The organism is Mesorhizobium sp. J18, assembly GCF_007829525.1.
Classification (GTDB): Bacteria; Pseudomonadota; Alphaproteobacteria; order Rhizobiales; family Rhizobiaceae; genus VLJP01.
Map to the genome: position 1 here is coordinate 17855 of NZ_VLJP01000028.1, position 22646 is coordinate 40500.

General features: G+C 61.9%; 22 protein-coding genes and 1 tRNA gene. 7 read left to right on the plus strand and 16 right to left on the minus strand.

What is annotated here, in order from left to right:
* Window positions 1-120 precede the first annotated feature (120 nt).
* Genes L598_RS11960 through L598_RS11970 form a run of 3 tightly spaced genes read left to right on the plus strand, consistent with a single transcriptional unit; the run spans window position 121 to window position 1861 of the window.
* On the plus strand, window positions 121-696 hold the full coding sequence (locus L598_RS11960) for a hypothetical protein (RefSeq protein WP_144862753.1): 576 nt from the start codon (window positions 121-123) through the stop codon (window positions 694-696).
* Complete coding sequence (locus tag L598_RS11965; protein ID WP_144862754.1) at window positions 693-1277, plus strand: hypothetical protein; 585 nt, start codon at window positions 693-695, stop codon at window positions 1275-1277. The genes L598_RS11960 and L598_RS11965 overlap by 4 nt, the downstream gene beginning before the upstream one ends.
* Window positions 1274-1861 carry a hypothetical protein gene (locus L598_RS11970; RefSeq protein ID WP_144862755.1) on the plus strand — a complete coding sequence of 196 codons (588 nt, stop codon included), beginning with the start codon at window positions 1274-1276 and terminating at the stop codon, window positions 1859-1861. The genes L598_RS11965 and L598_RS11970 overlap by 4 nt, the downstream gene beginning before the upstream one ends.
* A gap of 2 nt (window positions 1862-1863) precedes the next feature.
* Here L598_RS11970 and L598_RS11975 read toward each other — a convergent pair whose 3' ends face one another.
* Window positions 1864-3129 (minus strand): hypothetical protein, encoded by a 1266-nt coding sequence (locus L598_RS11975; RefSeq protein WP_144862756.1) that lies wholly within the window; start codon window positions 3127-3129, stop codon window positions 1864-1866.
* 190 nt (window positions 3130-3319) lie between these two features.
* Here L598_RS11975 and L598_RS21445 point away from each other — a divergent pair, with 190 nt between their 5' ends.
* Window positions 3320-3457 (plus strand): hypothetical protein, encoded by a 138-nt coding sequence (locus L598_RS21445; protein ID WP_186445020.1) that lies wholly within the window; start codon window positions 3320-3322, stop codon window positions 3455-3457.
* Between the two features lie 7 nt (window positions 3458-3464).
* Here the strand turns inward: L598_RS21445 and L598_RS11980 are convergent, their stop codons facing one another.
* The 3 genes from L598_RS11980 to L598_RS11990 all read right to left on the minus strand — a co-directional run bounded on the left by L598_RS11980 (window position 3465) and on the right by L598_RS11990 (window position 6828).
* A complete protein-coding gene (locus L598_RS11980) occupies window positions 3465-3884 on the minus strand; it encodes a DUF983 domain-containing protein (protein ID WP_144862757.1) in 420 nt (139 codons plus the stop codon).
* 87 nt (window positions 3885-3971) lie between these two features.
* Window positions 3972-5375 carry a mannose-1-phosphate guanylyltransferase/mannose-6-phosphate isomerase gene (locus tag L598_RS11985; RefSeq protein ID WP_144862758.1) on the minus strand — a complete coding sequence of 468 codons (1404 nt, stop codon included), beginning with the start codon at window positions 5373-5375 and terminating at the stop codon, window positions 3972-3974.
* A gap of 94 nt (window positions 5376-5469) precedes the next feature.
* Window positions 5470-6828: a DUF2793 domain-containing protein gene (locus L598_RS11990; RefSeq protein ID WP_144862759.1), complete on the minus strand. Its 1359-nt coding sequence runs from the start codon at window positions 6826-6828 to the stop codon at window positions 5470-5472.
* A gap of 317 nt (window positions 6829-7145) precedes the next feature.
* Here L598_RS11990 and L598_RS11995 point away from each other — a divergent pair, with 317 nt between their 5' ends.
* Window positions 7146-9098: a nucleoside-diphosphate sugar epimerase/dehydratase gene (locus L598_RS11995; RefSeq protein WP_144862760.1), complete on the plus strand. Its 1953-nt coding sequence runs from the start codon at window positions 7146-7148 to the stop codon at window positions 9096-9098.
* A 2-nt stretch (window positions 9099-9100) separates the two neighbouring features.
* On the opposite strand, the gene L598_RS12000 is transcribed toward L598_RS11995, so the two are convergent.
* Both L598_RS12000 and L598_RS12005 read right to left on the minus strand, forming a co-directional pair.
* Window positions 9101-9541, minus strand: a complete 441-nt coding sequence (locus tag L598_RS12000; protein WP_246658730.1) for a hypothetical protein — start codon at window positions 9539-9541, stop codon at window positions 9101-9103.
* Between the two features lie 193 nt (window positions 9542-9734).
* A tRNA-Gln gene (locus L598_RS12005) sits at window positions 9735-9809 on the minus strand.
* 404 nt (window positions 9810-10213) lie between these two features.
* On the opposite strand from L598_RS12005, the gene L598_RS12010 reads away from it, so the two are divergent.
* Window positions 10214-11461, plus strand: a complete 1248-nt coding sequence (locus L598_RS12010; protein WP_186445021.1) for an O-antigen ligase family protein — start codon at window positions 10214-10216, stop codon at window positions 11459-11461.
* Here L598_RS12010 and L598_RS12015 read toward each other — a convergent pair.
* The 9 genes from L598_RS12015 to L598_RS12055 all read right to left on the minus strand — a co-directional run bounded on the left by L598_RS12015 (window position 11427) and on the right by L598_RS12055 (window position 20391).
* Window positions 11427-12635 carry a glycosyltransferase family 4 protein gene (locus L598_RS12015; RefSeq protein WP_144862762.1) on the minus strand — a complete coding sequence of 403 codons (1209 nt, stop codon included), beginning with the start codon at window positions 12633-12635 and terminating at the stop codon, window positions 11427-11429. The genes L598_RS12010 and L598_RS12015 overlap by 35 nt on opposite strands.
* A 3-nt stretch (window positions 12636-12638) precedes the next feature.
* Entirely contained in the window at window positions 12639-13313 is a 675-nt protein-coding gene (locus tag L598_RS12020; protein WP_186445022.1) for a sugar transferase, read from the minus strand.
* Window positions 13310-14449, minus strand: a complete 1140-nt coding sequence (locus L598_RS12025; RefSeq protein ID WP_144862764.1) for a DegT/DnrJ/EryC1/StrS family aminotransferase — start codon at window positions 14447-14449, stop codon at window positions 13310-13312. Before L598_RS12025 ends, L598_RS12020 begins: the two co-directional genes overlap by 4 nt.
* A 10-nt stretch (window positions 14450-14459) precedes the next feature.
* Window positions 14460-15314, minus strand: a complete 855-nt coding sequence (locus tag L598_RS12030) for a sulfotransferase (protein ID WP_144862765.1) — start codon at window positions 15312-15314, stop codon at window positions 14460-14462.
* The gene (wecB, locus tag L598_RS12035) at window positions 15307-16461 is read right to left on the minus strand and encodes a UDP-N-acetylglucosamine 2-epimerase (non-hydrolyzing) (protein WP_246658731.1); all 1155 of its coding nucleotides are present in this window, start codon (window positions 16459-16461) and stop codon (window positions 15307-15309) included. Before wecB ends, L598_RS12030 begins: the two co-directional genes overlap by 8 nt.
* Complete coding sequence (locus L598_RS12040) at window positions 16461-17561, minus strand: NAD-dependent epimerase/dehydratase family protein (RefSeq protein WP_144862766.1); 1101 nt, start codon at window positions 17559-17561, stop codon at window positions 16461-16463. The genes wecB and L598_RS12040 overlap by 1 nt, the downstream gene beginning before the upstream one ends.
* A 2-nt stretch (window positions 17562-17563) precedes the next feature.
* Window positions 17564-18586 carry a polysaccharide biosynthesis protein gene (locus L598_RS12045; RefSeq protein WP_144862767.1) on the minus strand — a complete coding sequence of 341 codons (1023 nt, stop codon included), beginning with the start codon at window positions 18584-18586 and terminating at the stop codon, window positions 17564-17566.
* 108 nt (window positions 18587-18694) lie between these two features.
* Window positions 18695-19681, minus strand: a complete 987-nt coding sequence (gene galE, locus L598_RS12050) for a UDP-glucose 4-epimerase GalE (protein ID WP_144862768.1) — start codon at window positions 19679-19681, stop codon at window positions 18695-18697.
* 104 nt (window positions 19682-19785) lie between these two features.
* Window positions 19786-20391, minus strand: a complete 606-nt coding sequence (locus L598_RS12055) for a biotin transporter BioY (protein WP_144862776.1) — start codon at window positions 20389-20391, stop codon at window positions 19786-19788.
* 118 nt (window positions 20392-20509) lie between these two features.
* Here L598_RS12055 and L598_RS12060 point away from each other — a divergent pair, with 118 nt between their 5' ends.
* Entirely contained in the window at window positions 20510-21415 is a 906-nt protein-coding gene (locus L598_RS12060; protein WP_144862769.1) for an MBL fold metallo-hydrolase, read from the plus strand.
* 8 nt (window positions 21416-21423) lie between these two features.
* Here L598_RS12060 and L598_RS12065 read toward each other — a convergent pair whose 3' ends face one another.
* Complete coding sequence (locus L598_RS12065) at window positions 21424-22203, minus strand: DUF1499 domain-containing protein (RefSeq protein ID WP_186445023.1); 780 nt, start codon at window positions 22201-22203, stop codon at window positions 21424-21426.
* Window positions 22204-22646 lie beyond the last annotated feature (443 nt).

A 22646-nucleotide genomic window follows, 5' to 3' on the forward strand; every position in this document is an offset into this window, starting at 1 on the left:
ATAGACGTCCATTGTGTTCATTACAAGGCGGATCACCATCCTGCCGGTTCCATCCCGCTCGTTTCCCAACTAATCTTGTTCAATCGGGGGGTGCGAATCGGAAAAGGCGGGAACGCTTTGATGTTCGCCTCCATGCGCAGCAGGGTCAGGGCCTGGATCACCATCGGCGCCGGTACGGTGGCCGCGATTCTTGCGGCCAATCTGCTTGGTGCCTTCGGCGCCCTGCCGGAACCGGAGATACCCGTCTTCGCGGCAGGCCAGGAGATTGAGACGGGGCAATGGCGGGTCACGCCCTTGCGCGCCTTCGTCACCGATCAGCGGATCTATGACGCGCCGATAAGAGAGGGTCAGAAGGCGCTGGTGCTCGAAGTCGAGATGACCAATCGCACGGCCGCCTCGACCACGGATTATTTCACCCTGTTCAAGCACGGCCTGCCGGTCGGCGAGGAATCCGAAACTCCGTTCGTCATGCTTACACGTGATCCAAGCATGACGCCCGAACTGCATCCGGCGATGAAGGAACGCGTGGCTTTTGTCTGGGCGCTGCCGGAATCGGCCACGTCTCCTGGCGAAATCCCCTTCTCGGTCAACACGAAGACCTACAAGCCGATCGACAATCTCTACGGCGTTCCCGGCTGGTACAATGAGCAAGAGCTCGGCCGTCTGGTCATTCCGGTCAGCGAGGCAAGCGGATGATCGGGCACAGGCTTGCCAATCTCGCGATTCTCGGGCTGGCAGCGGCAATCTGTTACGGCATGCAGACGTCGAAACCGCATTATGCCGATCTCACCGGACCCATTCCCGTCCGCGGCGGCATGGGCGACGATGTGAAGGCGCGGCTTTTCCAATTGCGCGTCGACAAGGTGGAATTCGCCAAAATCCTGGCGGTCAGTGAATTCGGCAAGGACAGGACACTTACGACAGGCGGCTTATGGGCCATTGTCACCGTCGAGCTTGCCGCGACCAACAGCACCACGACCATCAGTGAGGCCACCTGGCAGGGACCAACCGGCCTCGGCTATCGCGAAACGGAAAGGCTGGCCATGGTTTCCGGCCTGCCGCCTTTTACGGTGGAGCCCGGTCTGCCGGCGCGCGGACGCTTCGTCTTCGAAGTCCCGCCATCGGAAATCTCCGGCGCTACATTGCTCGTCTCGAACGAGCGCGCCTTCGCCCTCGATTCGCAAGCCCGCATCACCCTGGACGGTCTGCGCCTGAAGCCTGACGGCACGCCGGAAATGGTGGCCGACATCTACGACATGGACGAGCCGATCCAATGAGTGCGGGTGCTGCAGTCTCCACCGGGGCGGCCGAAATCGGCCAGTCCGAACGGCGCTGGCGCCGGCGCTCGCTGTGGGCTCTCCTGATATTGCTGCCGGCGACGCTGGCTCTCGGCAGCTACACGCCGGTCAAATGGCTTTTTGCGGCCAAGGACCTGTTTCCCCGTGACGTGGAGCCCGGGTCCACCGTGCGGTTCGGCGGCAGCGACTGGAAGCTGGAAGCCATGCTGACGACGAAGGATACCGGCTCGGTGAAGCTGCCGGAAAATGCCGTCCCCGTCTTCGTGGATTTTTCGGTCACGATCGGTGATCCCGACCTGCAGAAACTTTGGACGGGTTGCCGGATCACGCTCGCTGATGCTGCGGGACGATCCTGGCTTCCGACCTCTCTGCCCATCCTTCGCTATTCGGACGACTGGTCTGACTGCAACTCCGCCACCTTTTCCGGTGCGGCGGCCGGCGCCACGCTCAAGATCAGGGAGGCCTTCGTCGTGCCGAAAGACGCCATCCCCACGATTGAACCGACGCTGGGGCTTGGAAGCGAACGCCCCTACTATCTCCGCTTTCTGCGCGCCAAGGACTGAGATCATTCGGCAAGCTGGGCCGCCGTCGCTGCCCGTTTCGGCAGGGAGAAGGCGGTTTCAAGCACCGCCGCCAGGAAGCAGATTCGGACAGGCTCGATAAGGATGCCCATGGAGGAGTCCTGATAAGGGCTGCCGAAGAGAAGCGTCACCCCTTGCGAGAGAACCTGCCAGACTTCGAGGTCGTGCGGACCGACAAGATGTGCGGCCCCCAGCCAAAGCCATGCCGCGGCCCAATCGATGAAGCGATAGCCGACGATCAGCGCCGCGATCAGCAGGACACCGGAGCTCAGTGTTATGCGGACGCCGTTCGCGATCGGCAGGTAGCGGGAGCGGTAGCCCCTGATGAAATGCTCGACGAAATCTCGCAGGAACTTCGGCACGGCCTTGTAGCGCTCGCCGAACTGCTCGACACGCCGATGGATGCGCATCAATTCCTTTTCGTCGCGCACGTCATAGCCGTAGATCAGCGCCGTCATGACCAGCCAGATGATCGGCAGCATCATGTACCAGAAAAGATTGTTCAGCACCGTCGCCAGTCCGATGGACGACACCTCGGCTGGCACCATCGTGGCCGCATGGGCGGAAGTGACGAGCCAGTCGTTCATGGCGGTGAAAAGCGACCATAAATTGCGGCTCGTGACCCATGCCAGGAATTCATCTTTCCAGCGGCTGATCACGTAGAGACCGACGAAGATCCAGTTCGTCTCGCAGATCACCACGACGATCTGCCAGAAGGATGCGGCCGAGCGCCCTTGCATGAATTTGGCAAACCGCCTGATCACCCAGGAAATGAGCACCGATACGACCAGCCATCGCGAATCGAGCACGTCGAGCGGGCGCATGCTCTCACCGAAGGGTACCATATCGAGAACCGCCCGCGAATATTGCCGGACCGTGTCGCCGAGGAAACCCCAGGCGGCGTAATAGGCAAAGAAGGGCAGGAGCGCGATCGTCACCATGGTGGCAAATGCCGAGCCGCCGCCCTTGCTTGCCCCGGGGCTGGCAGCTTCCGCCTGCGCCTCCTGTATCTCCGGCAGGCCAGGCAAAAGGACCCGGAACATGGCGACGGTCAGGATCAGTTGTGCGAGCGCAACCAGCGTCAACAGGGCCAAGCCCAGCATCTGATTGACGAAGGCCATGCTGGCCGCCAAATGCATAAGCAGATTGTGGGCGATGATGCCAACAAGGACCAGCGCCACGAGTTGCGGCCAGAAGCGCCGGAGGAGGCGGAAGGTGAGCGCGAAAGGCGCCGTCACATCGGCGAGCATGCGAATCCCTCGTCATGCCCCCCAAGGCCTCTTTAGGCGATTTCTACCTTGGATAGAAGCGCGGAGAAGGTGGCCCGTCTCTATGGCAATGCCAACCGCTGACCGTTGAACACATCCGCCTTTGCCAGCGCGGATGTGCGGCAGGTCGGGACCAAACTCTCGACACATCGATGCGCGAGAAACTCTTCCTATGGCTATCGGAATGGCAATAGGCATAGGCTTGGGGGCGGCACTCGGAGCCACGCTCTTCGACAGTGTGGCCATCGGCATTGCCGTCGGCATCGCACTGGGGGCGGCGGCAGGCGCCTGCTTTCAGCGGAAAAGATAGGCGCCCTTCAGTCCGGCCTGGAGGAATCACCGGCCGAGCCCCGGCCCGTTTCCCGGTCGATCCTGCCCTCTTCCGCCTTGTGAAAATATTGCGAGCAGACCAGCCAGCCCTTCAAAGGCCGCAGCAACAGCAAACAGGCAACAAGCGTCACCGGCAATGTGGTGAATACATGAACCCAAACCGGCGGGTCGAAGGTGAACTGCATCCACAGGGCGAAGGCCAGCGCGGGCACCGCCGCTATGGTCATGGCGAAGAAGGCCGGACCGTCCGCGGGATCGGCGAAAGAGTAATCCAGGCCACATACCTCGCATCGTGGCGCCAATGTCAGGACACCCTTGAATAGATGCCCCTGCTGGCAACGCGGACAGCGTCCGAGAATGCCCGTCAGGACAGGATTGTCGGTTTCCCGGAAGCCGGAATCATTCATGGCGCAGTTCCTTGTTCCGCCCACAGGTAGCGCAATCCGCCGGAAATTCCCATGCAGCCCCTGCATTATGCGGCAAAAGGACCGCCTCTACTTCCGCCCGTATTGGTCCTCAAAGCGGATGATGTCGTCCTCACCCAGATAGGAGCCCGACTGAACCTCGATCAGTTCCAGGGGGATCCGTCCGGGATTCTCGAGGGCGTGGATCTCGCCGACCGGAATATAGGTCGACTGGTCCTCGTTCAGCATCATCACCTTGTCGCCCTTCCGTACACGCGCCGCACCACGTACGACAACCCAGTGCTCGGCCCGATGGTGATGCATCTGCACCGAAAGCCTGGCTCCCGGCTTCACCGTGATGCGCTTTACCTGATGGTGCGGGCCCGTATCGATGGAATCATAGTCCCCCCAGGGCCGGTAAACGCGGCGGTGGTTCACATGCTCGCAGCGCGCCTGCCGGTCAAGCTCATCCACCACCAGCCGAACATCCTCGACATGATCGCGATGGGCGATGAGAACCGCATCGGCCGTCTCGACGATGACAAGGTCCTTTACCCCCAGGGTCGCCACCAGCCGCTTGCCGGCATCGACGAGCGTGTTCCTTGTCGAGACCGCCACCACGTCGCCTTTCAGCACATTGCCGTTGCCGTCCTTGTGCCTGACCTTCCACAGGGCCGACCACGAGCCGACATCGCTCCATCCCGCATCCAGCGCAACGACCGCGGCCTTCGTGGTCTTCTCCATCACGGCATAGTCGATGGAATCCTTCGGGCAGGCCCTGAAGGCATCCTTGCCGATGCGCAGAAAGTGCATGTCGGCCTCTCGGGCCTCGAACGCCTTGCGGCATGCGGCAAGGATTTTCGGCGCGTGGCGGCCCAGTTCGTCGAGATAGATGCTGGCGCGGAACAGGAACATGCCGCTGTTCCAGTAATAGCCGCCGGAGGCGAGATGGGCCTTGGCGGTTTCCATGTCCGGCTTCTCCTCGAACCGGTCGACGGCGAAACCTTCCTTCAAGGGCTCGCCCCGCCTGATATAGCCGTATCTCGTCGCCGGCCGATCCGGCACCGTGCCGAAGGTCACCAGCATACCCTCCTCCGCCAGGCGGGCTGCCTTGCCGACGCTTTGGTGAAAGCTTTCCACATTCTCGATCAGGTGATCGGCCGCCAGTACCAGCAACAGCGGATCCTGTCCTGCTTCCGTTGCCTGCAAGGCGGCCAGCGCCACGGCAGGCGCGGTGTTGCGACCAAAGGGCTCGAGAAGGATCGTCGACTCCTCCTGCCCGACCAGCCTCAACTGCTCGGCCGCCAGAAACCGGTGCTCCTCGTTGCAAACGACCAGCGGCGGCAGGCAATCAAGGCCCTCGAGCCTCAGTACCGTCTCCTGCAGCATGGTCCTTTCCCCGACAAGCGCGCAGAACTGCTTCGGGTAGAGCTGGCGCGACAAGGGCCACAGTCTCGTGCCCGAGCCGCCCGCCATGATCACCGGCCGGAACATCTCGCCCTCCGCTCACTTTCGCCCAGGCAACGGCATAGTGCGCAACCCTGAAACTGGGGTAAATCAGGAGCGGCTCAAGGACAACGCTGCCCGTTCATTCGCCGAACAGCTTGCCACAGGGCAGAACGGCCCCGCCTTCAAGGCCGATGCTCACCCAGCCTGCAACGACCCTCGGCAACGCGACCTGGCCTTCGCCGCCGGCCGTGAGATTGATCGCCATGTCGCTCTGCTCATAGGCGAGAGGGGAGCGCGTCAACTGCATTTCGAAATAGACCCAGCCGTCGGAAGGCTCGACAATCACGCCCGCCGTTCCCATTGCGACCGGCAGGCCGTCCCTTGTCAGGCGGTTGATCGCGCCATTCATCGGACGCAAGGCGAGCTTTCCCGAGGAGCAACGCGCAAGGAAACCTGTCGTGTATCGGGCCGGCCGGGGATTGGAGTTACCGATGGTGGCTCGAAAGAATGTATCGGACCCGATCGAGTAGGGCGACGCCGTTCCCTCCCCCGCCACGACATTCATGTACCAGAATTCCGGGCCGTATCGCAGGCCGGCCGGGCCGTAGACCTTCTGGATCAACTCGTCGATCACAGGGTCCAGCGCCCCGGCGGCCCCGCCATAGGTGGTGTTGTTGTGGATGAACTTCGCCGGGAAGCTCAAGGCAGAACCGTTGAAGGCATTGAGATAACCCGGCAATGCTGCCGAACTCGAGGTGAGGTTCGCCTGGCTGGAGGCGCTGAAGCGCCCGCTGTCGGGCAGCAGATTGAGAAAGAGGCTCTTGTCAAGCGCGAGGCCTGCGGAGGGCAGTTCCACCGCGCCGTCCTGCTTGCGCGCGACGAGCACATCGTGCCAGCTGCCGCCGTCCGGCGAAACCTTCACATGCCAGTCGTCATCGCCGGTCAGGCCGAATTCGGCACGGCCCGAGAACCCGGTCTGGAACAATATGCTCGCCGTATCCTCCGGCGCGTTCTTGTTGATCTTGAGCCGATGGCTGTCACCCGAATGGCTGAAAAGACTGGCCGGGCTGGAGACAGCCAGCCTGTTGGCGGCGTCGGCGCTCGCATTGACCCCCAGCAGTTCGATATTCTGCAAGGCGTCAATGGCGGCGGCGATCCCCTCGGCGACCGGAGCCCAGCCCCCTTCGCGGCAAATGATCAACTGTGCCTCGTCCTCCACCCATGCGAGCCAGCCCCCGCGCGGTTCATGGAAGATCCATGCGCCGTCCACGAAATGGGCGACCTGCCCTTCCCTGCCCGCCCATGCGCCGGCCGCGGGACCGGCAACGATGTGCCGTTCGCCTTTCGAGGGTTGCTGCGGAGCTTCGGCAAGCACGCGTGACCGCACCGAAAGCTGCACGAGGCCGTCCAGGCGCCGCAAGGCCTCGTTGTGGGTAACGTGTTTCTGCGCCTGCGACGGCAGGATATAGGGAAGTGCCAGATTTTCGGTTTCGTTCACGGTGCGGTGTCCTTCTGCGCAATTTTCCTCACGCGAAGGATAACCGAGCGTGTCGGGGCGGGGATAAAATCAGCCGTTTCGTCCGAAGCGGTCGCCATCTCGCGGACCTGTGCGGCCGTTATCGGCGCTGGTCGCCTTGGGCTGCCAATGCAGGCTTGCTGCTTCCCGTCATATTGTCGCCTGCAGGATTCTGCTATGAACTTAAGTAGATAGAATTATTTACTCTTTGCAGGTCCACTCAATCTGGCCATGATAGGCGCTCAGGATATATGCACTCAAGCTGAATTGCTGCCTTCGCACATGGTTGGAATGCGCGGATGAAAAATGACAAGCTCCGGGTTCGCCTGCTGCGAGGTGCAGCGGTTATCCACGACCTGGCGGCGTCCCTGGTGGCGTTCGTGGCTGCGAATGTCATTGTTTTCGGTCCTTCCAGAATTGCTGCCGTGCCCGGCTTCGAGGAGAAGGCCGCCGCCTTTGTCGGCATAAGCGCCGTCTGCCTTTTCCTCGCCAGGATCAATCGCGGCTCGTGGCGCTATGCCTCCATCCCCGACCTCACCGCCATCGTGAAAGCCGCCACCCTGGCCGTCGTCATCTTCACCATCGGCAATTTCATGCTGAGCCGTGCCGAAAACGTCTCCCGCCTGGGGATGGCCGTCACATGGATATTCATGATCTTCGGGCTGGGCTGGACGCGGCTGGTGTTCCGGTTCGTGCGCGACAACACCCACTACCTCAATTTCTCGCAGGCCGATACCCGCAAGCTCGTCCTGCTCTATCCCTATTCGGATACGACCGACGCCTATATCCGCGCCGTGCGGCGACTCAAGACGCCGGAAATTCTCGTCGTAGGGATCATAGATCCGCGCGAAAACTACAAGGGCCGTGAGGTGCAGGGGCGCCGCGTCCTCGGTTCCCTCGCCGAACTCGAGGAGATCGTCGAGTATCATCGCAGGAAGGGCCGCGAGATAGACGAACTGGTCGTGACCGATCCCAACATCGCCGGCGCGCGCATGACGGCGATCCTGGAAGCGTGCAGCAGTGCCGAGATCGACATTTCCAAACTGCCGAATCCTCTCGGCCTCCCGAACGAACGTGATGCCGACATATTGCTTCCCAAGCCCGTAAAGCTGGAAGACCTGCTCGGACGTTCGGAAATCCAGATTGATACGGCCCGGATCGCCGCCCTCATCAACGATCGCTCAGTGCTGATCTCCGGGGCGGGTGGCTCGATCGGCTCGGAACTCTGCCGGCAGATCGCCTCTTTCGGCCCGCGTCGGCTGATTCTGGCCGAGCTGTCGGAGTTCAACCTCTATCGGATCGAGGGCGAGCTGACGGAGAAATATCCGGGTCTGGAGATCCAGGCTCATGTCGTGGACGTGCGCGACCAGAACCGGGTCTCCTCGCTTTTCAAGACCTGCAAGCCGGACGTGGTTTTCCACGCGGCGGCGCTCAAGCATGTGCCGATCGTGGAGGCCAATCCTGTCGAAGCGGTCAAGACCAACCTGCTCGGCACCGTGAACATGGCCGAAAACAGTCTCGCTTCGGGCGCGGCTATCTTCATCCAGATATCGACGGACAAAGCCGTCAATCCAACCAATATCATGGGAGCGACGAAGCGCGCCGCCGAGGCCTATTGTCAGGCGCTCGATCTTGCCGGAGCCAAGACGCGCTTCGGCACGGTCCGCTTCGGCAATGTCCTGGGCTCCAGTGGCTCCGTGGTGCCACGCTTCCGCGAGCAGATCGCCCGGGGCGGCCCGGTGACGGTCACCCATCCCGACATCACGCGCTATTTCATGACTATTCCAGAAGCGGTCCGCCTCGTGCTCCAGGCGTCATCGCTCGGGCTGCGCCAGAATGCGGACCGCGGCAAGATCCTGGTCCTCGACATGGGCGAACCGGTGAAGATCATCGACCTGGCGCGGCGCATGATACAATTGGCAGGCTACAAGCCCGATATCGACATACCGATCGAAATCACCGGTCTGCGGCCGGGCGAGAAGCTCCACGAGGAGCTTGTTGCCGATGTCGAGCAGACCGACGTCAGGACGGAAAAGGGCTTCATCCATGCCTCCGCGCGGGTGAGCGACAAGCTGCTGCTTTCGCGTTCAGTGGCCGAAATCGCCAAGGCCTGCGCCGCGGAGGATCGCGATCAGGTCATCCAGCTGCTGAAACATATGGTCCCGACATACAAGCCGGCGGCAGGCCGGCCGCATGATGCCGATCTGCCCGGCGAATTCGATGCCGGCGAAAAGGCGGGGCAGGAAGGCTGACCCTAGCTCAAGCGGCGCGCAAAGTGTTCATATGTCACCTGCCAGGGGTCGCTCTCTGAAGAGCTTTCCTCTCCGATCCAATGGAAGCTGTCGGCGGTGATCTCGGTGAAACGCCATCGAGTTTTCAGGCCGCGCGAATCCTCACCGATCTGGACAATGTCCTTACCCTCGGCCCGCCCGATCTGGCGCGAGTAATCCTGATTGAGCGGATCAGCCCAGATAATGTGCCAGCCGTCGATTCCAGGATCGAAGATGCGCAAAGTCGTGCCATACATGCTGGACGGCGCGGGGCGCCTTGGCCTGATCCAGATGTCCTGAATCGCGCGACCTTCGAGTACCCAGCCGAAATGGATTTCGCCGGTCCATTTCTGGATTGTGCCGTCGCCAGCATGGCGAGCCGTATCCGTTTCCCAGCTACCGATCAGCCACCCATACAGGTCCATGTCTTTCCTTCGGTCAGCCGAAGGACCTTCGGCCCCGAGAGCGGCTAGAAATGGAGAGATAGTCACGGTCGCAAAAGCCTTTGGTTTCCTGCCCGTCATGGCAGTGAAATGTCGCACAGCCCTGCTGACAGCCTGCTGTCAGCAGGTGCGCGCGCGTGTAGATCAACCTACTGAAAATAGTGAAAAGAAAGTGTGGCTGGGGCGCCAGGATTCGAACCTGGGAATGGCGGTACCAAAAACCGCTGCCTTACCGCTTGGCTACGCCCCAATCCGCCGCGCCGGGCGCGGCTTCGGACGCCGCGTCCTATAAAGTCTCCTGCCCGCGCGCGCAATGGGCAAGAGCATTCCGGCGTGGGACGACCGCACGATTTTGCGCGAATCGCCGTCCTTCCTGCATATATCCGATCACTCATATGACCGTCGCAAACGCTCTTTCCTGCGTTGACCTTCGCCCATCTTCGGTCAACAAGCGATCTTAGAAGCCGCTCGGACATCAACAGGCAAGCCGTTCCCGTCATGGTCATGAGTTGCGATCGGACGGACCGGCTTGGAAGCCATGGCGAATTGAATTCCGTGGACAATCATATTTTGCAGCCAACTTCGAGGCAGGGAAAGGTCCCCGCAATCTTCGATACCGGCAGCCGTTTTCGCCGCCTGCGCTCCGATTGGCCGATGGAGCGCACTGACCGATATTTCGCGAAAGCTTTCTTTGCGCTTCCTTGCATCGCCGGCTCGACCGTCAGTTTTCTTCTCGTCGCGGCTTATTTCTGGTCGATCGTCCGGACCGTTCGCGGCGAGTTGCGCGTCAGGCTGCCGGTTCCGCTGATCATCTGTTGCGGCGCCTTCTGCTTCTATTTTCTCGTCACGTCCGTTTCGGCCCTTGCCCGTGGTCTGGATTGGCCAGCCTGGAAGATCGTCTTCGAAACCCTGCCTTTCGTGCTTATCGCCTTTGTCGCGCTGCGCATACGGACCACTCCCGGCGCCAATCTGATTGATCCGATCGTCCTGGGCTCGGCGGTAGGAGCCATGCTCGGTGCCGTTGTCGGGCTGGCGGAAGGCTATCTGCTGCAGACCTCACGCGCCGAGGGCGGTGCGGGCAATTCGGGCATATTTGCCGTCATCGCTCTCCTGCTGTCGTTCCTGTCACTGACGGGGCTTCTCCGGGAAGGACAGCGTTCCCCCCTGCTCCCGATCCTCGGCTTTGTCGGAGGAATGATCGCGCTTAAGGCGTCGGGATCACGCCTCCTCGTCGCCTATGTTCCGGTCCTCGGGCTGATCTTTCTCTACGCCTACGGCAGGATATGCCGGCCGAGCAGGCGCACCTGGGCCATCATCGCCGCCGCCGCGCTGCTCGGGCTGATCATGGCCGCGTTCCTGTTCGACCGGCAGTTGACATCGATCCTGCGCGAGTTAAGCACACTCAACAATCAGGTCGACAGTTCTTCCGGCAAGCGGCTCCTGATGTACAAGGCGGCCCTGGCGGCATTCCTGCAACAGCCGTTCCTGGGCTACGGTCCGCAGAACCTGATGGCGGCCATCCACCCTTATCTTCCGCCGGAATCGGCCGATCTCATCCATTTCAGCCACCTCCACAATATCTTCCTCGACCATGCCATCGGCTCGGGCCTCTTTGGCGTGGCAGCATTTCTTCTGGTGTTCATTTGCCCCCTCTGGTGCGCTTTCCGGATGGAGCCCTCGAGAGAAACCGAAATTCTCCGTTACATGCTCACGATCGTGCTGGCCGTCTTCTTCCTCAACGGGCTGACGAACATCACCTTCAGCCATGACATCATTCTCGCCGTCTACCTGTATTCCGTCACGGCGATCCTGTGTTCGGGGCGGTACGAAGGTTCAGAGACAGGGCTGCCGGAAAGAAACAGGGCGGTCACAGCTCTCCCAGAAACTCCTCCCACCGCCTGACATAGGCTTCTGCAGAGAAGCTCGAGGCAAAATAATCCCCTGCCCTGCGCTTCAGCGCGGCGACGTCTGCCGGCGACTGCGAAAGCGCTTCGAGACGACGGACGGCATCGTGGATCCCATTCGCATCGAAGGCGATGCCGAGGCCGTTCTCCTCGATCTCGCGGGCAATGGAACTGCCACGGGCGATGAGACACAGCAAAGGCAGGCCCATGCCGAGATAGGTGACGATCTTGCTCGGATAGGCGAACCGCGCGCTTGCGTCATCCAGTGAGACAAGACCGAAATCCGCCCGTTCGAGCAATGGCTGGAGTTCCGCGAAAGGCATGGTGTCCAGAAAGCGCACACGCCCGGAATCGAGGCCCGAAAGCGCACCCATGAGCCATTGACGGCGCACGCCGTCGCCCACGAACAGGAATTCGATATTCGGGATCGCCGATACCGCCGCGATCACAAACGGGGCCACAACGTCCAGAGCCTGGAACGCTCCCATATTGCCCGCATAAATGACCTGCAATCTGCCGTCGGAACGCGCAGCGGCCTTGTCCGGCGCGACGGAAGTCGGCTCCAACGATGAAAGCGACAGGTTGTTTATGGCCACGGTACGGCTTTCTGGCGCGCCGCGGCCAACTAGTATCTGCCGCATGTCTTCGGACAGCGTGACCACGCCATGCACCAATTGCAGCGTGAGCTTTGCCAGCATGCCGCCGCCGATCCGATAAAACGGCCGCACTGCCGGGGACAGTTTTGGGGCGGTTATGTCCGGGTGAATGTCCTGCACGTGGTAGAGAATGCGTGTTCCCGCCACTCGGCCTGCAAGAGCGGCGCAGAACGCGGTCATGAGCGGCGGAAAGCTGCCGACCGTTGCGACATCGGGGCGCGCCCTCACAATATGGTGGGCCAGGGCGACCGTATACCGGATCGCGGAGCGCAACTTGCCGGCAAGTCCCTGGCCCGGCTCGATCGCCACCCGGGCAACGGAAATTCCAAGCGTGCCGAGCCGGCGATCCGCCTCCTCGGCCGCCTGCCGCTGTGCGGGATCGAGCGAGGTGAAGACAGAAACTTCATAACCTTTTTCCGCAAAGGCCATGGCCATGAATTCCAGCATCTTCCCGTAGGGCTTCGGGGAAGGCGGAAAATAGATGTGCGAGAAGAGAAGCCGCCGCTTGCCGGGCATCGGCTATTCCCGCCCTCGGGAACGGACGACGGAAACGGCGATGGCACAAACCGTACGGAGGATCAGGCCGATATCCCTCAGCACCGACTGCTCGTCGATATAGCGGATGTCGGCCTGCAGCTTTTCCCGCAATATGCCGGAGACATAGGAGCCGGTGACGTCTTCGTTCCGCACGGCCTCGCGGAAGCGGCGCATATAGAGAAGCGTGCCGGGGCTGGTGATCCCCGGGCGGACGGCAAGCGATTTCATCATCTCGGCGTCGTAGTGCTTCTCGACGATCCCTGGATCCTCGGGGCGCGGCCCCACCAGAGACATGTCGCCCTTGAGGATGTTCACCAGTTGCGGAAGCTCATCGATCTTGGTGCCGCGCAAAAAGCGGCCAAACGGGAAAATCCTGTCATCATTGGGCGCGGTAATGGGCGATCCCTTGTGGCTGTCGGGGCGCATCGTGCGGAACTTGAACATCTTGAACGGCCTGCCGCCGCGTCCGACCCGCATCGCCAGATAGAATACCGGACCGGGAGAGGTGAGCCGTATGCCTGTCGCCGCAGCGAGCAGAAGGGGTGAAACCAGCACAAGCAGGACTGCTGCCACAGCGATGTCGAGCAGCCGCTTCAACAGGGCATTCACTCCCTGATCCGCGCCATCATGCGGAATATGGCGCACTGTCGCGTTCAAGAGAGCACCTGCCTCAGCGACGAGCACACGAAATCGATCTCTCCATCCGTCATGCCGGCATGGATCGGCAGGGAGATAGCGCGCGCGAAAACCCGTTCGGCATTCGGAAAATGCTGGGCGTGAAGATTGTAGCGCTCGCGCCAGTAGGTCATGCGGTGCAGCGGGCGGTAATGAACCGAGCAGACGATGCCGCGGCGGCCCAGTTCGGCGAAGACCGCATCCCGATCCAGCGGGGCCTCGGGCCGGACCTTGACGATGAACAGATGCCAGGAATGGGTCTCCCCATCTGGTGCTTCCGCAGGCAGATCGATCGGCAAACCGTCCAGTTGCTCACGGTACCGCGCCGCCACGCGCATGCGGCCAGAATGGAACTCGCCTACCTTCCGCAACTGATGGATTCCGATCGCCGAGGCGATGTCCGTCAGATTGTATTTGTATCCGGGGGCCACCACGTCATAGACCCATCGCCCGGTCGCGAAACGGTCGAAGGCGTCGCGGTCGATGCCGTGCTGGCGCATGATCTTTGCACGCGCGGCGATCTCCGGGTCCGCCGTCACCAGCATGCCGCCTTCGCCGGTGGTGATGGTCTTGTTCGCATAGAAGCTGAATATGGTCGCCGTCGTCGGCTGTTTTCCGACCAGCACCCCGCCGGAAGTGGCGGGAAGGCTGTGGGCCGCATCCTCGATGATCATCAGCCCGTTCTCGGCCGCAAGGTCGATCAGCGGCTGCATATCGCAGGCCATGCCGCCGAAATGGACGGGCATGATGGCCCTGGTTCTTTCTGTCAGAGCAGGCGCCACGTGATACGCCGTCACACAGAGCGTGTCGTAATCGCAATCGACGAATACGGGATCGGCCCCCAGATAGCGCACGACCTCGGCCGTGGCGGTGAAGGTGTAGGATGGAACGATCACCTCGTCGCCCGGCCCTATGCCGGCCGCTTCGAGTGCAAGATGCAGGCCGGAAGTGGCGGAATTCACTGCGATCGCTTCGACGCCGCCCCCGAGATAGGCGGCGAAATCCTGCTCGAAGCGCTTCGTTTTGGCTCCCGTGGTCAGCCAACCGTTGCGCAGGGAGTCCACGACTTCGGCAATTTCCTCCTCCCCGATCTGCGGGCGAAAAAAGCTGACCTCCATCTTGCCCTCGTCAGATATATCGGTAGCGGCGAAGCATGTCGCCCGCGATCCGCCATATGGTTGCGATCTCGTCCTCCGAAAGCCGGTCGCGCCATTTTTGCATATTGCTGCGATCGGCCTGTTCGGCGAATCGCCGGTGAATGGCCTCTCGCCGATCAATCTGCAGGAAATCGCATAGCCGATCGATTTCCACCACATCCCCCATCAGGTCCTCATAGCGGACCGTATATACACGTTCCTGGGCGACTCGCTTCAGATCAAGCGTCGCCCGCGAGACGGATTGCTCCCACTGCCTGGACACAATATCCAGCAGAGGGAGTTTTTCTATGTCACAAAAGATTCCCGGATAGCGTGGCCCCCAGACTTCCCCGCCGGACCGGCCGCGCAGGCGGCCCCGTACCTGATTGAGGCCGAACCATACAGCATAACCCAGGCTTGACCACGGCAAATCGACAAGCTTGCGCCGCAATCCTTGCGAATCCGGCGGCGCCTGCCACATCCGCATCGCCGATTCCACGACGGCACGACCGTCGCGCACCAGATGAATGAAAACCGCGTCGGGCAGAACCGCGTCGACATAGGGAACGCGCAGGGTGTTGCTTACCGTTTTCTCGAGCAGACGCCTGCCATCTCCGGGCTTTTTCCGTGCAAGACGGTTGAGCGTGTTCCTGATGCGCCACCGCGCGCGATCATCGAGCATGTCCGGTACGAGCACGTCGTGATCGACCCTGGCGCCCATGCGCCAGACATAGTTCACGTCATAGGGAATCCTGGCGAAAACGGGCGAGGCCCCCAGAAGATCACGCACGAATTTGGTGCCGGAGCGCGCCGCTCCGATCAGTATGACCGGCCGGGCCTCATTCATCGTCGAGATCGAGCCCGTGCCAGCGCGCGGACAATTTTGCCGTGCCCAGGATGAGCCGTATGACCCGTTGCGACGTGTTTGCTATCTGATAGTCGGCAGGGACCGGCGGAAACCGGTTTTCATCGAAATCCTCAACGGCCCGGTTCACGCCCGCAACAATCGTCTGCGTATCCAGGCCGGTGATGATGATGGAGCCGGTATCCAGGGCTTCCGGCCGCTCCAGCGCATTACGGATGGTGACCGCGGGGAACCCCAGAATGGCCGATTCCTCGCTGATGGTGCCGCTGTCCGAGAGCACGCACAGCGCCTTCATCTGCAGCTTGTTGTAGGCATGGAACCCAAAGGGCTTAAGGAAGCGCAACCGCGAGATATCGATGCCGGTATCGCCGGCGGCATCCATGCGCTTGCGCGTGCGCGGATGGGTCGAGACCACCACCGGCTTGTCGTGCAGTTCGGAAAGCGTGGCGAGCGCCGCCAGGATCGAACGCAGATGCTTCGGATTGTCGACATTCTCCTCGCGATGAAATGAGGCGAGGAAATAGCCGCGCGGGCTGAGTTCCAGTTCCTCCAGTATCGTGCTGGCCTCGATCTGGTCGCGATAGAGCGCCAGCACCTCGTTCATGGGCGAGCCGGTCAGATAGATCCGCCGATGCGGCAGGCCCTCCGACAGAAGATGCCGGCGCGCATGTTCGGTATAGACCAGGTTGAAATCCGACATATGGTCGACCACGCGCCGGTTCAGTTCCTCCGGCACGTTGAAATCGAAGCAGCGGTTGCCTGCTTCCATATGATAGACGGGAACCTTGTTCTTGCGCGCCGGCAGCGCCGCCATGCAGGAATTCGTATCCCCCAGAAGCAGCAGCGCATCCGGCTTTTCCTCGCGGATCACGCGGTCGGCCTCGATGATGACCTTGCCGATCGTCTCCGAAGCCGTCTGCCCGGCGGCATTCAGGAAGTGGTCGGGCCTGCGCAGGCCTAGGTCGCGGAAAAAGACGTCGCTGAGCTCGTAATCGTAGTTCTGGCCGGTATGGACCAGCACGGTCCTCACCGTCTTCTCCAGCGCCCGGATGGTAGCCGACAGGCGGATGATTTCGGGCCGCGTGCCGAAAACCACCATCACCTTCATGGGATCGAATCCTTCAGCCATCAGACTGCCTCGGCATAGGTATCCGGATGCTCCGGATCGAAAAAGTCATGGGTCCAGAACAGGGTCAGCAACTCGCCCTTGCCCGTATTGGTTATGTTGTGGGCGTGGAAAGTCGGCATGTCGATGAAGCAGGGGTTCTCTCCATCGACGTCAAAATGATGGACTTCGTCGGAAAAGATGCGGCGGACCGATATCCGCGCCCTGCCCGAAAGCACCACGAAGCGTTCGACCTTGTCGAAATGGAAATGGTTGCCGCGGGTGATGCCCGCATGCGTCGAGGAATAGAATACCTGGCCGCCATGCCTGTTCTTGACGCATTCGAAAAGCGAGCCGCGATTGTCGCTGCGCGGTTCCAGCCTGCAAGGGTATCGCGAGGGGAAAAGCACCGAGCGATAGGCGTTGAACAGCCGCAGGTCGAACGGATCGCGCAGATCGGGCACGATCCCGACCGTTCCGTAATCCGCGTGAAAGGCCCTCAGCCTGTCCGCCACGGCAAGGACACTGGTCCGGCGCCCTTCCGGCCGGACGTCGCCTTCGACATCCGACTCCAGAAGACCGGCGATATAGTCGGCCGCCTCCAGGTAATGCATGAGCTCGACGGGATTGTCGCCGTGGATGCTCAGCGCCTCGCCATTGGCGAGCTGGACACAGAACGTGCCGACGAAGGAATTGTAATGGGGCCGCGTAAACTCCCCGAACAGGTTGGGCAGCACCACTTCGACAAAGCGCCGGCCCGACCGGGAGCAATAATCCGCCAGCAGGCGTCCTGCCTGGCGCTTGGCGGCGCCATAGACCGTTCCGGTCCCGCGCTGGATGGACGAGGCATAGATGACGGGCGCATTGCCGCCGGCAGCCTCCAGTGCTCCGATCAGCGCCGTAACGAGGAAGCGGTTGCCTTCCGTGATTTCCTCATCCGTGCCCTTGTTTACTCCGGCCACATGAATGACGGCATCGCATTGCGAGACGAACTTCCGAAGCGCCTCGGGGCTTGAGTAGACGTCCCGTCCGCCGGGAACAACCTCATGCCCGTGATGGTATTGCAGGCGGCAGCGTGCGTGATAGCCGAACTGGCCGTATGCACCCGTAAGGGCCAATCTCATGGTCAAGCCTCGGCCAGTCCGGCCCGTTTCATCGCCTCGGTCACGATAGGCAATCCAAGCAGAAGCTCCTTGGTCTCCTCGAGGTTCAACTGCCTGGTGTTGTGGGAATGATAATCCTCCAGGTGATCTTCCTCGATCTCGCCATCGGTGAAATATTTCCCGTAATTGAGGTCGCGGGTATCGACCGGGATGCGGATATAGTCGCCCATATCCTCCGAGCGGCGGATTTCGGCGGCTGTGGCCAGCGTCTCGTAAAGCTTCTCGCCATGCCTTTCGCCGATCACCCTTATCCCGGCATCCGACCGGAACAGTTCGAGCATCGCCTGGGCCAGCGTGCCCATATTGGTCGCCGGGGCCTTGCGGACGAAAAGATCCCCCTGGCGCGCATGGGCAAAGGCATGCTCGACCAGCGCGACGGTCTGAGGCAGGGGCAGGAGGAAACGCGTCATCCTGGGATCGGTGACCGTCAGCGGCTGGCCGGAAAGGATGCGCTCTATGAAAAGCGGGATGACGCTGCCGCGCGAGCCGGTGACATTGCCGTAGCGGACCATCGACATGATCGTCTGCGAGTCGTGGTAGAGACGCGCCTTTGCAGCCACGACCTTCTCCATCATGGCCTTGGACATGCCCATGGCGTTGATCGGCAGCACCGCCTTGTCGGTGGACAGGAAGACCACCTTCTCGACGCCCTGCTCTATGCAGGCTTCCAGTACGTTCTCGGAACCGAGGATATTGGTGCGCACGGCTTCCATCGGGAAGAACTCGCAGGATGGAACCTGCTTGAGGGCGGCGGCATGGAAGACGTGCTGCACGCCTTTCAGCGCGATGGAGATGCGCTCCTTGTCGCGGACATCGCCGATATAGAAGGACACGCGGTCGTCATTCAGCCGGGTGCGCAGATTGTGCTGCTTCTCCTCGTCGCGCGAAAAGACGCGGACGTTGGTGTAGCCCCGTTTCAACAGATGGTTGAGCATGGTCGTGCCGAACGAGCCCGTACCACCGGTGATCAAGGCAGTCCTTGCCATATCGTCTCCGTGCTGCTCCGTCCGCGGCTGTGCTTAACAGATTGCCGACCTGGGTCAAGAATCGCACTTCGCGCGGAAAAGCGGCCTGTCTCTCCTTGGCGTCGAGACCTACCTGTTGCGTTGGCTCAGACGTTCCTCCCAGCCGAGGGCGTGGGCGACGATCTCTTCCAGATCGTCATGCCGGGGCTGCCAGCCGAAGGTCTCCCGGCAGCGGTCGGCATTGGCCACGATGGCCACGGCATCGCCCGGCCGGCGGGTGCTGACGCGGACCTCGAAATCCTTCCCCGAAACCTTCTTCACCGCGGCGATCACCTCATGCACCGACGCGCCGTTGCCGTAGCCGCAATTGGCCACGATGCTGCCTTTGCCGGCACGCAAATGGCCGAGCGCCAGATAGTGCGCCGCCACCAGATCGGACACGTGGATATAGTCGCGGATGCAGGTGCCGTCCGGCGTCGGGTAATCCGTGCCGTAGACCTCCATGAATGGGCGCTTTCCCGTCGCAGCCTCGCAAGCCACCTTGATCAGATGCGTCGCACCCTTCGAGGATTGGCCCGTGCGCATCTGGGGGTCGGCGCCGGCGACGTTGAAATATCGCAGGGCCGCATAGGCGAAATTGTGTGCGGCGGCGGTGTCGCGCAGCATGAGTTCCGTCATCATCTTGGAAGTGCCGTAGGGCGATTCCGGCTGCAAGCCGGCATCCTCCTTGACGGGAATCTGCACTGGCGTGCCATAGACGGCAGCGGTCGAGGAAAAGATGAAATGCGGAACGCCGCATTCGATCGCGCATTCGATGAGGGCGCGCGATTTGACCGTGTTGTTGAGATAGTAGCCGAGCGGGTCGGATACCGATTCGGGCACGACGATAGAGCCGGCGAAATGGATGATCGCGTCGATCTTCCGGCTTCGCAAAACCTCGCGCACGAGATCCTGATCGCCGATATCGCCGACCACCAGTTCGGCCGCATCCGGCACCGCCCAGTCGAAGCCGGTCGAAAGCCGGTCGAGGACGACGACCTCCTCGCCCTTGTCCAGAAGTTCCCAGACCATATGGCTGCCGATATAGCCGGCGCCGCCGGTGACCAATACTGCCAAAGCTCGTCCCCCTTCTTATTGAGAAGACCGCGGATGTCCCCACCCGCGGTCCTCTAGTTTCCGATTCAGGCCGGTCCGTGACGGCCGTATGAAATTCTTCGACCTCAGCCGCGCTTGCCCGTCAGTCCGGCAAGCACCGCCCAGGCGGCCGGCGCGAGGCAGGCCGCCAGCGCCACCTTGATCAGGTCAGGCAGGAGGAAGGGCACGACGCCGAACTGCCAGGCCTTGTCGGCGCCGATCAGCACTGCGAGCCAGGCGAAGCCGAGCGCCATCATCACCGCTTCGGCCGTCAGCATGGCGCCGAACAGCTTCACCGGATTGCGGTCCCAGCCGCGATCTGCCGCCCAGCCTGCGATTGCCGCCATGGCGACGAAACCGAGGAGATAGCCGCCGGTCGGCCCCATCATATAGGCAAGCCCGATGCCCTTTTCGGGCGTGCTCTGGAACACGGGCAAGCCCATGGCGCCCTCGGCGAGATAGGCCAGCAGCGTCACCGTGGCGAGCCGCATGCCGAAGGCGCAGGCGAGAAGCAGGATTGCGAGCGTCTGCAGCGACATGTCGACCGGCCCGAGCACGACCTTGGCCTTGGCAGAGGCCGTCAGAAACAGCGTGCCGCCTATGACCAGAAGGCCCTGCGCCAGAAGACGGGACGCTCCCGATTCGGGAAGAGCGAGTGAGACGAGTGATCTTGAAGCTATCGCCTGGGCCATGATGCCTCCATTGAAAAACATGCGTTCATTTCCCCTATAAGGGCTTCCATGTTATGCGGCAACTGACGACTTGCTGCACTGCGTTTTCCTGTTCGCTCCTCAACAAGAGCCTTCGTCCATGGCTATTGAATTCGACACGCATTTCGAACCCGCCTATGGCATGGCCGTCGAAGTGGCCCCCGGAGTCCGGCGGATGACGGCCAACAATCCGAGCCCCTTCACCTTCCATGGAACGAATACCTATCTGGTCGGAAGGGAGACGCTTGCCGTCATCGATCCCGGTCCCGAGGACGAGGCCCATTATATCGCCCTGATGAAGGCGATCGGCGGCAGGCCGGTCAGCCATATTTTCGTCAGCCACACACACAGGGACCATTCGCCGCTCGCCGCGCGCCTCAAGGCGGAAACCGGCGCGCCGGTGCTGGCGGAAGGACCGCATAAGGCAGCACGTCCCCTGCGCATCGGCGAGATCAACCCGCTGGATGCCAGCGCGGACCTCGATTTCCATCCTGATGTCGCCCTGGCCGACAATGAACTCACGGAGGGCGACGGCTGGGCGCTGCGCGCCATCCATACGCCCGGTCATACGGCAAACCATCTCGTCTTTGCTCTGGAAGGCACCGGCATCCTCTTTTCGGCCGATCACGTCATGGCCTGGGCAACCTCGATCGTCGCCCCGCCGGACGGCGCGATGTCCGACTACATGGCCTCGCTCGACCGGCTTCTGGAACGGCAGGACAGGCTGCTTCTGCCGGGGCATGGCGGTCCGGTCGCCAATCCCCAGCCCTTCATGCGCGGATTGAGGACGCACAGGAAAATGCGCGAGCGCGCCATACTGGAGCGGCTGAAGGCCGGCGACCGGACGATCCCCGAAATGGTGCGCGCCATATACCGCGACACCGATCCTCGCCTGCATGGGGCCGCTGGGCTGTCGGTGCTTGCCCATCTAGAAGATCTGGTCGCCCGCGGCCGCGTGCAGGCGGAAGGCCAACCCTCCATCGACGGCATATTCATGCCGACTTGATTCTCGTTCTACCGGCTGACGAGCGCTGCCACCTGCGCATCCAGATCGGCCAGAAAGCGTCTGATGCGCTTTGCATTGTCGCCGAAGTCATGCGTGCCGTAGCGAGAGGCCGAGCGCATGTCCACATGGGCGGCGTTTTCGTCCTCGCTGATGCGGATCGCCACATCGGCGGGAAAGCCCAGCAGGAAGGACTTCGCTTCCACCTCGATGGTGACAGGCGTATCGGGAGTGATGCCGCCGGAACGGCGCAGGACCCGCCAGCCACGCGCCGCAACGAGATTGTCGACCACTTCGATGATGCGGTCGCGGGTATATTCGTAGCGGCGCCCCGCCACATCCGGATAGCTCTCGCTTTGAAGCCTGGCCGCTTCCTCGCTGATCGGCTCGACTGGATTGATGCCCGGTCCGGCGCGGCTGGAGGCGACGGTCAGTTCCGGCGGGTCGGCGAGATCGGTAGAGATGTCGTTGATGTTGGGATAAAGGACGATGCGGACTGCCGAGATGGCGAAGGGCGCCAGCACGCAAGCGGCGATGATCAGGCCCCAGACAGCCGCCGACGCGCCGCGCTCTCCTGTATCCCAGATGCGCTTGAGCCCGGCCAGGGCAAGGCCCAGCGCCAGCAGCGCCAGTCCAAAGACGATCGCAAGCAGCCAGAGAAACGGCAGCGTCTCCAGCATTTCCGTCCGATGACCGGCAGCGGACAGAGTGAACAGGACTGCCGCGAATATGCCGAACCGTCGCGACCAGATGGCCGCGGAAGACGATCGCCGCTCCAAAACTGCCGTCATTTTCCACGCCATGGTCCGAAACAAAGCCCGGGACTATTAACGGCTTGACGAGGCGCGGTCAAAGGAGCCGAGCTTAGCCGTCTCATGGTGCCGCATCCTCCTTTCCTCCCCGCAAGCGGGGGAGAGGTGCCCCGTGCAGCCCTGGGCCTGTCGAAGGGGGCGAGAGGGGAGAAGGATGAAGGGCAACGCGGTGAAGGAACACGCGCGGGGATAAATCCGCCGCCCTCTCCGCTCCAAGCCGTTGCTTCCATTCCCCATTCACCAGTCCCCATTCACCATTTCATCCCCGCCTTCCTAACCTGCGCTATCCTTGCCCCATCCCTTTCCGCGGGAAAGCGGGTCGCGACGGCGGTCCCGCGGGAAAGGGACCGGCGCCTCCGTCCTGCCCTCGTAAGGCAGGGCCGGGGAGGTTCCGTCCAAGGGTTCCCCTCCCGGTACTACGG

Excerpts from the sequence above, each read along its gene's own strand:
- L598_RS11980 (WP_144862757.1), bottom strand. The coding sequence starts at position 3,884 with ATGAATGATTCCGGCTTCCGGGAAACCGACAATCCTGTCCTGACGGGC.
- L598_RS12030 (WP_144862765.1), bottom strand. The coding sequence starts at position 15,314 with ATGAATGAGGCCCGGCCGGTCATACTGATCGGAGCGGCGCGCTCCGGC.
- L598_RS11985 (WP_144862758.1), bottom strand. The coding sequence starts at position 5,375 with ATGTTCCGGCCGGTGATCATGGCGGGCGGCTCGGGCACGAGACTGTGG.
- L598_RS12060 (WP_144862769.1), top strand. The coding sequence starts at position 20,510 with ATGGCTATTGAATTCGACACGCATTTCGAACCCGCCTATGGCATGGCC.
- L598_RS11965 (WP_144862754.1), top strand. The coding sequence starts at position 693 with ATGATCGGGCACAGGCTTGCCAATCTCGCGATTCTCGGGCTGGCAGCG.
- L598_RS12000 (WP_246658730.1), bottom strand. The coding sequence starts at position 9,541 with ATGGACCTGTATGGGTGGCTGATCGGTAGCTGGGAAACGGATACGGCT.
- L598_RS11975 (WP_144862756.1), bottom strand. The coding sequence starts at position 3,129 with ATGCTCGCCGATGTGACGGCGCCTTTCGCGCTCACCTTCCGCCTCCTC.
- L598_RS12025 (WP_144862764.1), bottom strand. The coding sequence starts at position 14,449 with ATGGAGGTCAGCTTTTTTCGCCCGCAGATCGGGGAGGAGGAAATTGCC.
- L598_RS21445 (WP_186445020.1), top strand. The coding sequence starts at position 3,320 with ATGGCTATCGGAATGGCAATAGGCATAGGCTTGGGGGCGGCACTCGGA.
- L598_RS12015 (WP_144862762.1), bottom strand. The coding sequence starts at position 12,635 with ATGCCCGGCAAGCGGCGGCTTCTCTTCTCGCACATCTATTTTCCGCCT.
- L598_RS12045 (WP_144862767.1), bottom strand. The coding sequence starts at position 18,586 with ATGGCAAGGACTGCCTTGATCACCGGTGGTACGGGCTCGTTCGGCACG.
- L598_RS12055 (WP_144862776.1), bottom strand. The coding sequence starts at position 20,391 with ATGGCCCAGGCGATAGCTTCAAGATCACTCGTCTCACTCGCTCTTCCC.
- L598_RS12010 (WP_186445021.1), top strand. The coding sequence starts at position 10,214 with ATGGAGCGCACTGACCGATATTTCGCGAAAGCTTTCTTTGCGCTTCCT.
- L598_RS11970 (WP_144862755.1), top strand. The coding sequence starts at position 1,274 with ATGAGTGCGGGTGCTGCAGTCTCCACCGGGGCGGCCGAAATCGGCCAG.
- wecB (WP_246658731.1), bottom strand. The coding sequence starts at position 16,461 with ATGGCTGAAGGATTCGATCCCATGAAGGTGATGGTGGTTTTCGGCACG.
- L598_RS11995 (WP_144862760.1), top strand. The coding sequence starts at position 7,146 with ATGAAAAATGACAAGCTCCGGGTTCGCCTGCTGCGAGGTGCAGCGGTT.
- L598_RS12040 (WP_144862766.1), bottom strand. The coding sequence starts at position 17,561 with ATGAGATTGGCCCTTACGGGTGCATACGGCCAGTTCGGCTATCACGCA.
- L598_RS11960 (WP_144862753.1), top strand. The coding sequence starts at position 121 with ATGTTCGCCTCCATGCGCAGCAGGGTCAGGGCCTGGATCACCATCGGC.
- L598_RS12065 (WP_186445023.1), bottom strand. The coding sequence starts at position 22,203 with ATGACGGCAGTTTTGGAGCGGCGATCGTCTTCCGCGGCCATCTGGTCG.